Genomic DNA, 16,489 nt, shown 5'->3' on the forward strand with positions numbered 1-16,489 from the left:
AGAAATTCTGACGGTATAATTTTTTTTAAGCCTTTTCCTATACTTCTGTCGTATCCGGGCTGTTTGTAGACGTTATGAAAAACTTAAATTAAATACACTTGGAACGTATCCTTCAATGGTGGAAAAATTATCGTTTTAGTATAGCAGATCCTCCTATAATTTCGATGGAGGGGCTTTATCCACTGCTTTTGCTTTTGGTATTGAGCCTGTTAGCGGTATTTTTTCATCTTGTCCGCATTCTTTTTAATGCTCCGGTTGATTTTTCCATGGACTGGAATCTTTTTCTGAGCTGGATACCCTTGATGACTGCATTTTTCATCAATAATATCACAAGAAGGTTTGGGCATCTGCATGTTTTAGTCATTTTTTCCAGTCTTTTCTGGCTTGCATTTTTCCCAAATGCGCCTTACATGATTACCGATATTTCGCATTTAAGCATTGATTTAAAGCGTGATCTTACCTGGCATGACACCATTATGTTGTTTTGCTATGCAGAAGTAAGTCTGTTCAACGGTCTGGTTTCTCTTTACTGGATTCACCAGACCTGGCGAAGGGTTTTCAGAAAATCGGTTAGTACTACTTTTCTCTTGGCCAGTTTGCCGCTGGCTGGTTTTGGTGTTTATCTGGGGCGGGTCAGGCGGATGAACAGCTGGGATATTATTCACGATCCGCGCCTGATACTTGACAATTTATTTAAGAGTATGTTAGACAGGACAGCGCTCGTGATCAGTCTTGAAATCGGTCTGCTTTTAGGTATGCTTTATCTGGTACTTTGGGCAATTGTCAGGTTCAGGGTACGGTACAACAAGAGAGATAACTGAAAAGTGACATGGCGGTTTTGCTTAAATTGAGACAATAATGTTTTACTTTGCAGAATAATTACGCTTTGATTTCAGGGCTATCCTAAGACACTTTTCAGAATGAATGTATCCGAAAAAGTAAAAGATTCTTATTCTTCCCAGTACGACGAAAAATCTGTGGCCTGGCGCACAATGGGTGCCAAATACAAAGCGCAGAATATCATAGAATTAGCCAAAAATATAAAATTTGAAAATGTACTGGAAGTAGGGGCCGGTGAAGGAAGTATTCTTTACTGGCTGTCAAAATGGGATTTTTGTAAGAATCTGAACTGTGTTGAAATTTCTGAAAGTGGTATTGAAATGATCAAGTCAAAAAATATTGAACATTTGAAAGATGTTCTTCTTTTTGACGGTTATAAAATTCCTTATGCGGATAATCACTTCGATCTCGTCATTTGCTCACATGTAATGGAACATGTTGAACATGAGCGTATACTATTGCGTGAAATAAAAAGAGTTTCCAAAAACCAGATTTTTGAGGTTCCGATTGATTTTTCTTTTTATGTTGATAAAAAAATAAAACATTTTCTGGCTTACGGTCATATTAATATTTATACGCCAGGTCTTTTTCGTTTTCTGTTATTGTCTGAAAATTTCGAGATAGAAAAAGACAAATGTTATCTTTTTCAGGATGATGTTTTAAAACCGCTTTATGAAAATAACAAGGTGGGTTTTTATATCATAAAACTGAAAATGTTCTTACTTAAAATGTTCCCTTATCTTCTTGGTATAAAGCCCAATGCGTATGTGGTTCTGACGTCGAAAACAGAAAAGGATCTTTCCATATTTTAATTTTTTCTGTTATAAAAGATCTCATTTTACCTGTTCCTTCTCCCATTCCGGTGCTGGAAATTATTTACAGGGATGCGGACCTTGTAGCCATTAATAAACCTCACGGACTGCTTGTCCATCGCTCTTTTATTGCAGCAGATACTTCCGAATTTGCCGTTCAGATCCTCCGGGATCAGATTGGCCAGCGCGTTTATCCCGTGCACAGACTTGATCGAAAAACTTCCGGTGTCCTGCTTTTTGCCCTGAACGACCGCATGAACAGCCTGATGCAAATGCAGTTTCAGGATGGCAAAGTGGAAAAATATTACAGTGCTATCGTCAGAGGTTTTACACCTGATTATCTGGAAATCGATTACCCCTTGAAACGCGATGACGGTGTGATTCAGGACGCCTTTACGGCTTTTGAAACCTTACAAAAAACCGAGCTGGATTTACCTTTTGGAAAACATCCAACCAGCAGATATTCGCTCCTGGATCTTCACCCGACCACGGGAAGAATGCACCAGCTACGGAAGCATATGGCCCATATTTTTCATCCGATAATAGGTGATCGCCCTCATGGATGCAACAAACAGAATAAATTTTTCAAAGAGCATTTTGAGATGGATACCATGCTTTTGCATGCGCGGGAAATAAAATTTTCACATCCTGATAATGAAGATATTATCACCATATCGGCTGATTATCAACCGGAATTCAGAAGAATGCTAAATACCCTGAAATTTCATATTTCTTAACGCTTTCATAAAGGTTCTTAAGGGAAATTGTAAATCTTCTTTTTAAAGTCACGCAACCTGACGGAAGATTCGCCCGTATTGGCTACAAAACCAATACTTACCCCTAACAAATTTTATATGAAAGCTAAAAGTTTAATTCATTCTGTTGTGATGATGGGATGTGTCGCACTGGCAGGTTGGTCATGCAGTTCCGACGATGACGCTACTCCGGTAGTAGTTGTGCCACCTGCTCCGACCTTCGACATTGCACAGAAATCAACCAAGTATGGAAATGTACTTGTGGATCAGAAAGGCAAAACGCTGTACTTTTTCACAAAAGATGTGAACGGAACTTCCGCTTGTACCGGTGGTTGTCTGGATGTCTGGCCGATATTTTCAGCTGCTACTCCGAAACTGGACACGGGACTTGTTGCTACCGATTTTGGTACAATTACAAGAGCTGATGGAAAAACGCAAACGACTTTCAAAGGTTGGCCCTTGTACTATTACACACCCGACGCTGCTGCTGGTGATGTTAATGGTGAAAATGTTGGAAATGTATGGATAGTTGCAAAAAAATCTTACTCGATTATGCTTGCTAACACTCAGTTGATTGGTAATGACGGTAAAAATTACACAGCGGATTCAAAAGAAGGAACGGGCGATACGCAATTTTTTGTAGATGCTACCGGCCGTACTTTGTATGCATTTGCAAAAGACAAAAAGAACAAAAATAATTACACCAAAGCGGATTTCAGCAACGATGCGACCTGGCCGATTTGGGTAACAGATTGGAAAGATGTTCCGTCAGCGCTGGATAAAACACTTTTTTCAACCATTGATGTATTTGGTAAAAAACAGATGACCTACAAAGGCTGGCCGATGTATTATTTCGGTCCTGATAATGCAACCAGAGGCTTAACAAAAGGGGTTAGTGTTCCAACACCAGGCGTTTGGCCAATTATACAAAAAACCACGGCAGCTGCCCCGGAATGATCTTTTTTGATGGAAACGGATACAAAATAGCACCCATCTTCTGGGTGCTATTTTGTGTTTATACCTCTGGTTCAAATCCGTCCTCTTCACCATCTTTAAGTACAATATAGGTTCTGGCCCAGCTGTCTTCTCCGAGCATTCGCCATTTATGTCCTGTGCTGGCAACATCCTGTGCCAGTAGTACGTCACCCGGTTTCAAAACAAATGAAGTCCCATCGGTAACCGTGAATTCTATTGTTCCTCGTAGTGTAATAACATATTGCGCTCTTGGTGCCGGATGCCAGTCGTAACCACGTCTTGCGGGTGGATCCTGTTGAAATAAAAAATATTCCGCCCGGAGTTGATTCAGATCCTTTATCTCGCCTTTTTGGAAAGCGGATGCTCCATCCGTAGTAGTAAATAACTTGTAAGCTTTCATGTAATTTTAAGATGGGGTTTCTTTAAGAATCAATTTCGTCATTTTAAAAGTTCAGTATCGTTAACCGCAAATTGCGCACACCAATATTCGATTTATTTTCCATTTAAGATAAAAGGTTGGTGGACAATTCACAATAGATTTTGGTATTCAATAGTATTTGTATTTTAAAAATTACAGAAAAAGTGAGCGATCTATCCTATTGTGGTTATATAAATCTAAATTAGCATTGCGTGTTGCTAATAAGACCAGCATTCGCGGTTATATTTTAAAATAATGCATACACGGCGCGTTACCATGTCAATAAAAAGATTTCTCCTGCTCCTTTTCTGTCTATTACAGTTTACTAAAATGTATGCACAGGAGATCAAAAATCCTGATTTTTTTATTGTGCATTATACGGATGAAAATGGCTTGCCGCAAAATAGTATCAAAGCCATCGTAAAAGATAGGTGGAATTTTTTATGGATTGGTACAGAAGATGGACTGGTTCGATTTGACGGCCAGAAGTTTTACACTTATAATAAATCGGTAATACCTATTTTAAGTAACAGAATAAGTGGATTTATTCCCTTTATCAAAACTTACAATACTCAAAACAAGGAATTTGCAGCAATTGGAGAGCGTGGTGAAATGATCAAAATAGTTGCAGGAGGCCATGTCGTTATAGATTCCAGTACTTTCAAATTCAATACACCCAATATGCCCTTTGTAAAGAATTTTAAGGGAAAAACAGATATTATCCAAAGCTTTCCATATAGATTCCCGCTTCCCGCAGATCGTAATCCATTTTTGATTCCTGCTGGAAATAACACATATTATGTATGGTCATTGGACAGGGTCGAGTTTTTTATAAAAAGTAAAAAACAGTCATCAGTTGCCGGAAATTTCAAGGAGGTGTTTTTGATCGATTCGCATCCTTATGCCACGTTGCAAAATGGACGATTCGTGAATCTGGAAGCCGGGATCTCTCCGGAAAATATTAATTTGGAGGGTGATATTGCTCATGATGTTTCGTTTTCAAAAAAACGTTCGAACTATAAATTGTTCTGGAATAATATCTCCCAGCGCACTTATGTTTACTTTAACAAAAAGTTTTATTCTTTGACAAGATTAAAGAATAGTACAGTTCTTCAAACCCGTCTCCTATTAAAAGATTTTGATTTTGATGAGTTCAATATTACAACGGTCTATTGTGACAAAGAACCCGGATATTTGTTTTTGGGAAGTCATACGAATGGTCTATTTGTATTGAGACATAAAAATTTTGAGACAAAAGAAATTGAATTCCAGGGAGGCGACAATGTTTTTTATGCGCAGAAACCGGTTTCTTTTGATGGTATACTTTCTTCACAAGGATTTTTGTTTGAGAAAATACCCAAAGGTCGTGACATTTTTAATTTACCGGCTTTTGCGAAAGATAATTCCAGATATTACATGGCTATGAACCGGGATAGCTCGTTCTGGATCGGAAATTCAGATTTAGTGGCTAAAATGGATAATGTTGGTAAAAAAAGATTACTGATCCATAAACTGCCAGAGAAATTTAAAGCGCTTTATGTCGATGGTCGCGATACTTTGTGGATTGGCGGACTAAGGGATGTTTTATTTTCATTAAATACTCTGAATCAAAAATCAGTACCAAAAGTATTGTTTCGCGGACCTTTTGGGGAAATAACTTGTATGTTGAGGCTTCCAGGAACCTATCTGCTTCTTGGAACAACGAAGGGACTTTTTAAATTTAATATTCGGTCAAAACATTTGGAATCTATAAAAGGGATAGAACAGGCGAATATAAGAAGTTTATATTATTCTAAGGGGGAAACCTGGATCACTACCTATGGAGACGGTTTATTTTATTTAAAAAATACCAAAATCACAAAACTTCCTCTGGATAAAAATTTGTTTTTGGCAACTTCCCATTGTATCGTCGAAGATAAAAATGGATTTTTCTGGATTACAACTAACAAAGGTCTTTTTCAGGTTTCGAAAATGGATCTGCTGAATTTTCTGAATAAAAAACAGCAGTTTGTTTACTATTTATATTATGACAAAAGGCATGGTTTTGCAACCAACGAATTTAACGGAGGTTGCCAGCCTTGTGGTTTGACTTTGGGAGACGGTACAGTTTCTTTCCCATCAATGGATGGCTTTGTCTGGTTTAATCCCAAGAAGATAAAACCAGAACTTCCGGATGAAAAAATTTATATAGACCGGATAGAACTTGAAGGAAATATTATCCTTGAAAAGGCAGAAATTGAAATCCCAGACGATTTCAGACAATTGAAAATTGCTGTTGTTACACCGTATTATAACAACAGGAATAATCTTAGAATTGACTATTCATTTCAAAAAGCAGGAGAAAAATCCGTTTGGCTGCCAATTTCCAATGATTTTGATATCCAGATACCGAACACCTCGTCGGCTCATCATGATCTGTTGATAAGGAAATATAACGGATTTGAAAAAAATAATTTTTCTTTTAAAACCATAAAAATTTATATCCGCCCGGCGTGGTACGAAACCCAGACCTTCCTTTTTCTGGCAACCTTGATTTTAATAGTTTTATTTTGGGTAATTCTCAGATTGAGAACAACTTACTTACTAAATAAAGAAAGGAAAAAGAATCTTTACAAACAATATCATATTAGTCGTCAGATTGTAGCCGCTATTAATCACGATATTCAGACGCCTCTTCATTACATCAGTAATTCATTTACTGAAATTCAAAATCGTTTGAAGAAGAATAATTCAAGTGATTTTTTCATAACAAAAATGAGTGAGGAAACAATTAATACAATCAATTACGCCCGTTCACACACAAGCAATCTCTTAAACTATATAAAAAGCCAAAATAGCGGCAGCAGGGATAGCCTTAAAATTGACGAGGTTTCTGTGTATGAAATTGTGGAACATTCATCGCAGATTTTATCAGGAACTGCAAATTATAGGGAGATACAGATTATAAATCGGGTACCGGAGGATTTTAAAGTTAAAACTGATGTGCAGCTTTTATCAGTCATCATTCAAAATATACTGGACAATGCTGTAAAACTTAGTATGTCAACGATTACAATATCCTCAATTTCAGGAAGCGAATTTCAGGAAATTGTGATTGTCGATACCGCTGGCGGAATTCCGGATGAAATTTTAAAATGGCTGAATCACACATATAAATCATATGACAACTGGCTCCGGGATTATGACTATCCAAATCATAAAGGATTAGGACTTGTGATAGTAAAAGATCTGACAATCCTGCTTGGAATAAAACTAAGTGCCGAAAAAACGGAGTCCGGATCTTTGATCAGACTTACATTTAGCAATGAAAAGAGGTATTAGCGGGAATCATATATTTCACATTTAATGAAAACGGGTTGCCTTAAAAAATCAATACTTCCGGAAAAGCCAGGAGGTTGACTACTTACTCCACAATTTTAATTATCGAAAACTGGTAATAAAAAAAAGATTGCTTGGTTTCAGTTCTATACTGGATAACACATCATTTTATACAACAAGATTCCTTTTTACCTAGAATCCAATTTTATACCAAATCCGGATTCTCGCATTGCTTCAGCAAAATATCTGTAACATCCTGGCTCAGGTATCGTTTCCCTTTCATTACGGATTCAATACATTTTACCAACTCACTCGGACAGCTGTTTTTTACCAGATATGAACTTGCACCGGCAACCAGTGATTGAACTGCCATCTCATAACGTAGCTGTCCATCGTATACGATCACCGGCGTATTGGGCATTTTTTCCTTGACAAACCTCACAATTTCTGATTCATGAATATGCGATTCCTCTGCAAAACCAAGAATGAAAAGATCGGGGTTTTGATTGCCGAATGAATTCATAAAACCTTCATAATTTTCAGATTCCAATAAAACAGCATTTTCAAATTGTTCCTGAAGAAATAGACCAAGTCCCCTTCTAATAATGGGATGTCTGTCAATGGAAGCGATTATCATTATATTTTATTTATTTTCTGGAAATGTGGTTTCCGTTTTTTTTTCGGAAGTTGAAATGTTTTATAAAGGTTACAGGTCGAATTTCTAGGAGAGTATTTGTAATGGTCAGTAATAAAATATTAATCCAAATATTTTATTTTGATGAGTTATTCACAGCATAAGGTCAGCACCAGGTAAACTAAAAATCTGTCTTTCAATACTTTATTTTACCGTTACAAAAGTAATCCGTCTGAGCGTTAAGAACCACAGAGTAAATTTTGTATTCTTATAAATTATTTCAATATTGTATTTAATAAATTTAGTGGCTTGTAGCGTAAATTCTACATAATTTCCAATTTTTACCAAACTTTAATATATTCGTTTTGAAAAATGTGTTAATAGCAGAAGATCATCCTTTGTTGATCATTGGAATTGAATCTATGTTGATGGAATCAATTCCGGATGCGACAGTTTTCAAGGCAGCAGATTTTAACAAGGCGTTGAATTTACTGGAAAAATACACATTTGATTTGCTGGTAATGGACATCAATCTTCCGCACGGAGATAAGGTTGGAATGATAGAGGCGGTAAGACTGAAGCAGCCCAATATTTTGATATTGGTATGTTCGAGTTATGAAGAACATTTGTATGCACTTCCGTTTTTGAAAGCAGGTGCGAACGGGTACATCTCAAAAACCGCATCGAGTGAAGAGTTTAAAACAGCGGTAGAATATGTATTGAACTCCAAAATTTATGCAAGTCCTGCCATACTGAACAAAATGTTTGGAATCCTTTTTAATACGAAGGGAAGTGACAGTTCCGCTCTTGATGAACTATCTGTGAAGGAAGTGGAAATTGCTAAACTATTAACCAAAGGGTTCTCAACCAAGGAAATAGGGAAACATATCAATTTATCTGCTTCTTCGATCAGTACTTACAAATCAAAAATATTTGAGAAGTTGGGCGTAAATAATATTATCGAACTGACAACTTATCTGGAGTTGAACAGCTGATTGTAACATTTGATAATCCCTGCCTGAAAGCCGGACCTTGCGTCTGGCAAGTCCGGCTTTTAGTGGATTTTTAAATTCTTATTTCTGTTTAAGCAATTGTGACATTCCTGTCTTTCTGGTGGATGCAGCCGTACTGTCAACGCCCAGGTTTTTTAGGATATCTCTTGATAAATTGGAAGTGGAATCTCTGGCGTATAGAACGATTGGCCATATATCCCCGCCATCCGGATTTAGATCCATACGTAAAACGAAAGCATATCCTTTCTGACGACCTGCGAAAATAACGGCTTCGCTTACCTTTTGCCTGATTGGTGTAAACTTTTTGCTGTAATAATTTTGAAGTTCTGTCATGGAATTGCTTTCAAAATCTTCGTAGGATTTCTTCAGGTTTTCAAGTTCCACGGCTTTATCGCGCAGAATAGTTTGCTCAGATTTGTCTGCAACAAGTTTTTCAAATGCGGCTGATTTTGATTGGTACTCATCAAATTTGCCTTTCAGGATTTTTTCATATTGCTGACTTTTTACACTGATTTCCTGATTAAGTTTTTTGAATTCCGGCAGATTTTCAATGACAAACTGTTGGTCGACATACCCGATTTTCTCGGTGGCTCCTTGTCCAAAACCTAGTGTTGCTGTTAATCCCAAAAATAAAAATAGTACAGTCAATTTTTTCATATGATCGGATTGAAAAGAAAGGTGAAACTTATTCTGGGAACGTGCGATAGAATGGTTCTATTGTATTAAAAAATGTTAAAAAAACAATATAGATTTATGGGCGTTTGGATAAGAACCATGATCGAAATTAAGAAATCAATATTTCAGTCTATTTCTTTCCCACAACTGCCATAACAAGAATAGCTGCATTTTCGGCAGCGATATTGTAAAAACTCATCATATCTTTTCCAGCTTTGCTGTTGGCATTATCGCTCAGGCTGCGAATAATTAAAAACGGTACATCCTGTTGATAGCAAGTTTGTGCAACGGCCGCACCTTCCATTTCTGTTGCAGCCGCATCCAGGTCTTTTCTTAATCTTTGCGTGGCCGTTTCTGAGGAAACGAATACGTCGCCGGTTACGATAATTCCTTTTGTAATGGTCGGGAAAAAACTTCCGTTTTCTCTTGTCACTTTTGAGAATTTCAGTTTGGGCGCAACTGAAATAGCTTTTTGAATCAGAGCAGAATCGCAATTAAAAGTAACCGGATTCTCCTGCATCGTATAAGGATTTCTCGTCGGGCGATACAACATACCAGCGTCTTCAATTGCGCCATAATCGTGATACGTTACTTTTGTGCCGATAACAATATCGCCCGGAAATAACGCAGGATTGATTCCACCTGCTATACCTGAAAATACTATTTCTCGCGGTTTGAAATGCTCAATCATAATAGTGGTTGCAATGGCAGCATTTACTTTTCCAATACCCGTTTGTGCCAATACGATGGCCCGGCCGTTTAACATTCCTTTGGAAAAACTGATTTTTGCAATGATTGTATCCTTTTTATTTAGCATTTTACTTTTCAGTAATTCAAGTTCAGGGGGAAAGGCACCGAGAATTCCGGTAACATCCTGAGACTTGGAAACGACAATTTGAAAAGTAAAAAGCAGAGATAGTAATACAGTTTTTTTCATGGATGTAATTAAAAAATTAAGGCAAGTATGGCAAAGATGTTAATGATCCAGAGTGCAAGACTTATTTCTTTTGATCTTCCGGTGGCGATATGAAGTGCGGTCCAGCTTAGAAATCCCCATATAATCCCCTGGGTAATGGAAAACGTAAACGGAATAAGAACCATCGCCAGAAAGGCCGGGAATGCTTCATGCAATTGATCCCAGTTTATTTTAACTACCGGTTTCATCATAAAAACGCCAACCAAAACCAGTGCAGGGGCAGTGGCAATCGCGGGTATTGCACTGATAAGCGGTGATAAAAAAAGAAAAGGTAAAAATAATATAGCCCCAACAACAGCGGTAAGGCCGGTTTTTCCACCTTGTTCAATTCCAACGGCGGATTCAATATAAGCCGTTCCGGGGCTGCTTCCGGTAAGTCCCGCTATGGTTGTTGAAAAGGCATCCACAATTAAGGATTTACGAATATTTCTTGGCTCACCGTTTTCATCCAAAAGGTTGGCTGCTTCAGCCAGTCCAACAAAAGTAGAAAGACTATCAAACATATCAGTAAAGACAAATGCCAGAATAATAGGGGCCAGGCTCCATTTCAGAGAGTTTACTATATCAAGCTGAAACAGCAAACTGAAATCCGGTTTGGCAATTATATCAGTGATTGTAATAATAGCATCTGTCCCTCCCCACCATCTTCCGATTGGCCAGGATAAAAGACTTGTTAAAAGAATACCAATCAAAATACTTCCTTTTACTTTTTTAATCAGTAAAATAACCGTGATCAGAAGTCCGGCGATAAAGGTTAATGTGGAAGCATTTAGCTGCCCCAGGCCTACCATTGTTGCAGGATTTGCTACGATAAATTTTGCATTGGAAAAACCGATTAAGGTAATAAAAAGGCCAATACCGGAAGCTATGGCATACCGCAAAGGTTTTGGAATTGCTTTAACAATATAGGAACGCAGATTGAAAACTGATAATAGAAGAAAGAAAATACCTGACCAGAAAACGGTACCGAGTGCGACCTGCCAGCTAAGTTTGTCCGTCATCACGGCGGTAAAGGTGAAAAATGCATTAAGTCCCATTCCCGGCGCTACCAGAATCGGGTTGTTTGCATATAAACCCATCATCAAACTACTAAAAAAGGAAACCAGAATCGTAGCTGTGAGTACAGCAGAAAATGGCATTCCTGTTTGACTTAAAATGGATGGATTGACGACAATGATATAAGCCGTTGCGAGAAACGAAGATAAACCGGCGAGGATTTCTGTGGATAAGGTAGTATTCTGTTTTTTTAATCCGGCAGCGGAAAACATAGGGTAGGGGTTTATTTCAAATATATTGAATACAGCCCGGTTTTAAAAATTGCTGAAACGTTTATTAAAGTCAATTAACTGATTATTGAAACAATAAACCTTGTTTTTTGGATAGATATCAATCAACAAATAATTAATATGACTGAGGTTAGATACGTTATCTTAAAATATTTTCTTTGGATAAATAAAAAAAGAGAGCCTGTCTTGATTTCTCAAAACAGGCTCTCTTAACTATATTCTTTATTTCTTAAAGTGTTCTTTTCACTTCACGTAGTTCGAAACTTTCGATGATATCTCCCACTTCAATATCGTTGAAGTTTTTGATACTCAAACCGCACTCATAACCAGTTCTAACTTCCTGAACATCGTCTTTGTAACGTTTCAGCGAGTCGATTTCTCCTGTTAAAAGTACAATACCATCACGAACAATACGAATTTTGTTGCTTCGTTTCACGAAACCATCCGTAACATAACATCCGGCGATTGTACCAATACGGCTGATTTTGAATACTTCACGAATCTCGATATTACCTGTAATAATCTCTTCGATCGTTGGTGCAAGCATACCTGTCATCGCATCCTTAATCTCATCAATTGCGCTGTAAATTACAGAGTAGTGACGGATCTCAATTTGATCCTGTTCAGCCATTTTCTTCGCATTTGAAGAAGGACGAACCTGGAATCCTACGATAATCGCATCCGCAGCAATGGCAAGATTAACATCCGATTCGGAGATCTGACCAACTGCTTTATGGATGATATTAACCTGGACTTCGCTTGTTGAAAGTTGCAATAATGAATCAGAAAGTGCTTCCACAGATCCATCCACGTCACCTTTAATGATCAGGTTAAGCTCACGGAAACTACCAATCGCCTTACGACGGCCAATTTCTTCCAGTGTAATGTGCTTACGGGTACGGATTGTCTGTTCACGTTGAATCTGCTCACGTTTCACAGCGATGTCACGTGCATCACGTTCGTTTTCAAAAACATTGAAACGATCACCTGCCTGTGGCGCACCATTCAAACCAAGTAACTGAACTGGCATAGAAGGTCCGGCCGTTTTCAGCTTACGACCAAGATAATCGGTCATCGCTTTTACCTTACCAAAATGTGCTCCGGCCAAAACAACGTCTCCAACTTTCAGCGTTCCTGTTTCAACCAGGATGGTTGTAACGTATCCACGTCCTTTATCCAAAGAAGCTTCAACAACACTACCGATTGCACGGCGGTTTGGATTCGCTTTAAGTTCAAGTAATTCTGCTTCCAAAAGTACTTTTTCCAAAAGAAGATCAATACCCAAACCTGATTTTGATGAGATTTCCTGAGTCTGGTATTTACCACCCCACTCTTCTACCAATATATTCATGTTGGCAAGTTCTTCACGAATTTTTTCCGTGTTGGCACCTGCTTTATCTACCTTACTGAATGCAAACACAATAGGAACACCTGCAACCTGTGAGTGATTAATCGCCTCACGTGTCTGTGGCATGATACTATCGTCCGCCGCAATTACAATAATTACAACGTCGGTAACTTTCGCTCCACGGGCACGCATCGCTGTAAAGGCTTCGTGACCTGGTGTATCAAGGAATGTAACCTGTTTGCCTGTTTTTGTTTTTACGCTATATGCACCGATGTGCTGGGTAATTCCACCCGCTTCACCACTGGCAACGTTTTCTGAACGGATATAATCAAGAAGCGATGTTTTACCGTGATCGACGTGACCCATGATCGTTACAATCGGCGCTCTTTCGATTAGGCTTTCTTCTGTATCAACTTCTTCAACAACATCGTTTTGAACTTCTTCCTCAGCTGAGATAAAGGCAACTTCAAATCCGAACTCATCTGCAATAAATGTGATCGCTTCTGCATCCAGACGCTGGTTGATCGAAACGAACATACCCATGCTCATACAAACCGAAATTACTTCCTGAACCGTCACTTCCATCAAAGAAGCCAGGTCGTTTGCAGATACAAATTCTGTTACGCGAAGTACTTTTGTTTCTTCAACTCCGTCTGCGTTTGGATCATTCTGATCGGCACGGTCGCGGCGGCGTAATCCTTTTCCACGGGTATTAGAACGGGTATTTCCTCCGCCCATTCTTGCCATAGTGGCTTTGATGTTATCTGCAACTTCTTTGTCAGAAACTTCTTCTCTTTTTCCGCCTCTTCTGTTGTTCGTGCGGCCTTTATTTGCTGCTGATCCCGCAGAGCTATTGGTTGCTCCGGCAGTAGTTCCTGTTGCGGGTGGCGTTGTGCCTGGTGCTCCAGTGGCTGGTCTGCTTGGACCTGAACCCGAATTTGTATTGGCTGGACGTGGATTATTGGGGTTATTTCCCTGATAAGGAGTTCTTGCCCTGTCACCACGATTGTTGTTATCCCTTGTTCCTCCGGTATTTGGAGTCGATGGTGTTCCTGTTGCTGGCGTAGTAGTTGCACCGGCAACTGCTGGTTTCACTTCTGGTGCAGCACCATCACGAATACGTTTTCTTTTCCGGCGACGTTTTTTGTCGGTTGCCGAATCACTTGATGCAACAGGATCTTTTTTCTTAGCCCTGTCCGAAGGTAGTTCGATTTTCCCAATGACGCGAAGACCACGAAGCTGCTCACCGCGCGCTTCAATCAATTCGGATTCATTGGATTCAGGAGCAACAGCGTTGCTTTCTGGACCCGTTTTGCTTTCAGCAATAGGAGTAATAGGAGGGGTAGTTTCTTTTACAGCAGTTTCCACCGGTTTTGACTCTTCTTTTAGAGTTGGCGGCTTCACTTCGGCAACAGGCTGTACAACCGGCTTTGGTTCCGGTTTTTCAACTACTACCTCTTTTTCAGCAACTATCTCTTTCTTTGGTTGTTCGATTATTATATTTTCAACCGGCGGGGTTACCACAGGTTGTGTTTCTTGCTTGATTTCCTGCGGTACTTCTTTCACAGGTTCGGCCGCTTTCACTTCCGGTTTCGGAGTTTCTGCTACCGGCTGTGGCGCAGGTGGGGTTTCAATCTTAACCTCTTGAACAGGTTCCTTTACAGGTTCAGGTTGAACAGGAGCAGGTGCTGGTCTTTTATTAGCTTCCAGGTCTATCTTTCCAACCACCTTGATACCAGGTAATCTGTTTTCCAAAGCAGAAGGAGCAGGCTCAGCCTTTTCTTCCACCTGAGGTTTTTCTTCAATAGGTTTAGCAGGTGAATTGCGGAAGTACAAAATTCCGTCTACATCACTTTTCAGCTTTTCTTCCTTAATTTCAGCAACAGGTTCCGAAGCAGTGCTTCTTGGAGTCCATGAAGATTTGAGGTCATCAGACTTGAAGTCTTTCGCAAGAAAATCAATTTGATCCGAATTAATTTTGGTATTGGGGTTACTTTCCACCTTGTACCCTTTGGCAGACAGATGATCCACGATCGTAGTAATTCCTACGTTCAGGATCCTTGCCACTTGGCTTAGGCGCATCATTTTATCTTCTGCCATATTAGCAATTTGTAGAAAAAAGTTTTTGCATCCGTGGAAATATAAACACTATGTCAATACCTCCACATATTCTTGTAATTATTCAAACTCTTTACGAAGGATATCCAGAATATCTTCGACGGTATTTTCTTCTAAATCTGTCCGTCGAACAAGCTCTTCTTTATTAAGCGCTAAAACACTCTTAGCGGTATCCAATCCTATTTTATGTAATTCACTGATCATCCATGCATCTATTTCATCAGAGAATTCTGAAAGATCTACATCTTCGTCATTATGCTCTTCAATATCACGGAATACATCAATTTCCATACCAACCAGTTTGCCTGCCAGCTTAATATTCTGGCCACCTTTACCGATTGCAAGCGAAACCTGATCGGGTTTCAAAAATACTGATACTCGTTTTGCCTCACGGTCAATTTGCATTGAGCTCACTTTTGCCGGGCTCAAGGCGCGGCTGATAAGCAATTCAAGGTTTTCAGTGTAATTGATAACATCGATATTCTCGTTACCAAGCTCACGAACGATCGAGTGAATTCTCGAACCTTTCATACCCACACATGCTCCAACCGGATCAATGCGGTCATCATAAGACTCAACAGCTACTTTCGCACGCTCACCTGGCTCACGAACTACTCTTCTCACCGCGATAATTCCATCATAAATTTCAGGAATTTCTACTTCAAACAAGCGTTCCAGGAACACAGGTGAAGTTCTGGATAAAGTAATTCTTGGTGTGCCATTATTCATTTCCACTTTATGGATCACCGATTTAACGGATTCTCCTTTACGGAAACGGTCTTTGGAAATTTGCTCTGTACGGGGAAGAGAAAGTTCATTTCCTTCACCATCCATAATAATTACTTCGTGACGTAACGTTTGGTATACTTCACCGGTAATCATTTCACCAACCTGATCCTTGTATTTTTCATACATGATCTCCTTTTCCATATCTTTAATTTTCTGGATAAGGGTCTGGCGTGCTGTCTGAACAAGCCTGCGGCCAAATTCAACCAGCTTCACTTCCTCAGCAACTTCTTCACCTACTTCAAAGTCAGTCTGAATCTTTCTGGCTTCTGCAAGAGGTATTTTGTTGTAATCCCAAATATCTTCTGAGTTGTCGTCGACAATTTCACGGGTGCGCCACATTTCAAGGTCACCACTTTCCGGGTTAATGATTACATCAAAATTATCATCAGTGCCGTATTTTTTACGAATCATCGTACGAAACACTTCTTCCAAAACGCTGATCATCGTTGGACGATCAATGTTTTTGGAGCTTGCAAACTCCGCGAATGACTCAATTAATATTCCGCTATCCATTGTTATGCTTAAGAATATT

The 16,489-nt window shown here is 39.1% G+C and carries 13 protein-coding genes; 6 read left to right on the forward strand and 7 right to left on the reverse strand.

Features of this window, described 5'->3' with window-relative positions; genetic code table 11:
• Positions 1–98 precede the first annotated feature (98 nt).
• The 4 genes from FZF08_RS14245 (at position 99) to FZF08_RS14260 (ending at position 3,364) form a co-directional block, all read left to right on the forward strand.
• A complete protein-coding gene (locus FZF08_RS14245) occupies positions 99–821 on the forward strand; it encodes a DUF1361 domain-containing protein (RefSeq protein WP_229216530.1) in 723 nt (240 codons plus the stop codon).
• Between the two features lie 99 nt (positions 822–920).
• A complete protein-coding gene (locus FZF08_RS14250; RefSeq protein WP_159469845.1) occupies positions 921–1,652 on the forward strand; it encodes a class I SAM-dependent methyltransferase in 732 nt (243 codons plus the stop codon).
• A 50-nt stretch (positions 1,653–1,702) separates the two neighbouring features.
• Complete coding sequence (locus FZF08_RS14255; protein WP_159469847.1) at positions 1,703–2,389, forward strand: pseudouridine synthase; 687 nt, start codon at positions 1,703–1,705, stop codon at positions 2,387–2,389.
• Positions 2,390–2,506: 117 nt separating this feature from the next.
• Positions 2,507–3,364 (forward strand): hypothetical protein, encoded by an 858-nt coding sequence (locus tag FZF08_RS14260; protein WP_229216531.1) that lies wholly within the window; start codon positions 2,507–2,509, stop codon positions 3,362–3,364.
• Positions 3,365–3,422: 58 nt separating this feature from the next.
• Here FZF08_RS14260 and FZF08_RS14265 read toward each other — a convergent pair whose 3' ends face one another.
• The gene (locus FZF08_RS14265; protein ID WP_159469849.1) at positions 3,423–3,782 is read right to left on the reverse strand and encodes a hypothetical protein; all 360 of its coding nucleotides are present in this window, start codon (positions 3,780–3,782) and stop codon (positions 3,423–3,425) included.
• Positions 3,783–4,130: 348 nt separating this feature from the next.
• Between FZF08_RS14265 and FZF08_RS14270 the strand changes: the two genes are divergently transcribed.
• The gene (locus tag FZF08_RS14270; RefSeq protein WP_159469851.1) at positions 4,131–7,121 is read left to right on the forward strand and encodes a two-component regulator propeller domain-containing protein; all 2,991 of its coding nucleotides are present in this window, start codon (positions 4,131–4,133) and stop codon (positions 7,119–7,121) included.
• 202 nt (positions 7,122–7,323) lie between these two features.
• On the opposite strand, the gene FZF08_RS14275 is transcribed toward FZF08_RS14270, so the two are convergent.
• Complete coding sequence (locus tag FZF08_RS14275; RefSeq protein WP_159469853.1) at positions 7,324–7,755, reverse strand: response regulator; 432 nt, start codon at positions 7,753–7,755, stop codon at positions 7,324–7,326.
• A gap of 371 nt (positions 7,756–8,126) precedes the next feature.
• Between FZF08_RS14275 and FZF08_RS14280 the strand changes: the two genes are divergently transcribed.
• A complete protein-coding gene (locus FZF08_RS14280; protein ID WP_229216558.1) occupies positions 8,127–8,747 on the forward strand; it encodes a response regulator transcription factor in 621 nt (206 codons plus the stop codon).
• Positions 8,748–8,825: 78 nt separating this feature from the next.
• Here the strand turns inward: FZF08_RS14280 and FZF08_RS14285 are convergent, their stop codons facing one another.
• From FZF08_RS14285 to nusA, 5 genes are all read right to left on the reverse strand, one after another.
• Positions 8,826–9,422: an OmpH family outer membrane protein gene (locus FZF08_RS14285; protein ID WP_159469858.1), complete on the reverse strand. Its 597-nt coding sequence runs from the start codon at positions 9,420–9,422 to the stop codon at positions 8,826–8,828.
• Positions 9,423–9,570: 148 nt separating this feature from the next.
• Complete coding sequence (locus FZF08_RS14290; protein WP_159469860.1) at positions 9,571–10,377, reverse strand: 5'-methylthioadenosine/adenosylhomocysteine nucleosidase; 807 nt, start codon at positions 10,375–10,377, stop codon at positions 9,571–9,573.
• Positions 10,378–10,385: 8 nt separating this feature from the next.
• Complete coding sequence (locus FZF08_RS14295) at positions 10,386–11,684, reverse strand: NCS2 family permease (protein WP_159469862.1); 1,299 nt, start codon at positions 11,682–11,684, stop codon at positions 10,386–10,388.
• 247 nt (positions 11,685–11,931) lie between these two features.
• Positions 11,932–15,150, reverse strand: a complete 3,219-nt coding sequence (infB, locus tag FZF08_RS14300; RefSeq protein WP_159469864.1) for a translation initiation factor IF-2 — start codon at positions 15,148–15,150, stop codon at positions 11,932–11,934.
• 78 nt (positions 15,151–15,228) lie between these two features.
• Positions 15,229–16,470 (reverse strand): transcription termination factor NusA, encoded by a 1,242-nt coding sequence (gene nusA / locus FZF08_RS14305; protein ID WP_159469866.1) that lies wholly within the window; start codon positions 16,468–16,470, stop codon positions 15,229–15,231.
• Between the last annotated feature and the right edge of the window lie 19 nt (positions 16,471–16,489).

The sequence above is a fragment of the Dyadobacter sp. 3J3 genome (assembly GCF_009801115.1).
Taxonomy (GTDB): domain Bacteria; phylum Bacteroidota; class Bacteroidia; order Cytophagales; family Spirosomataceae; genus Dyadobacter.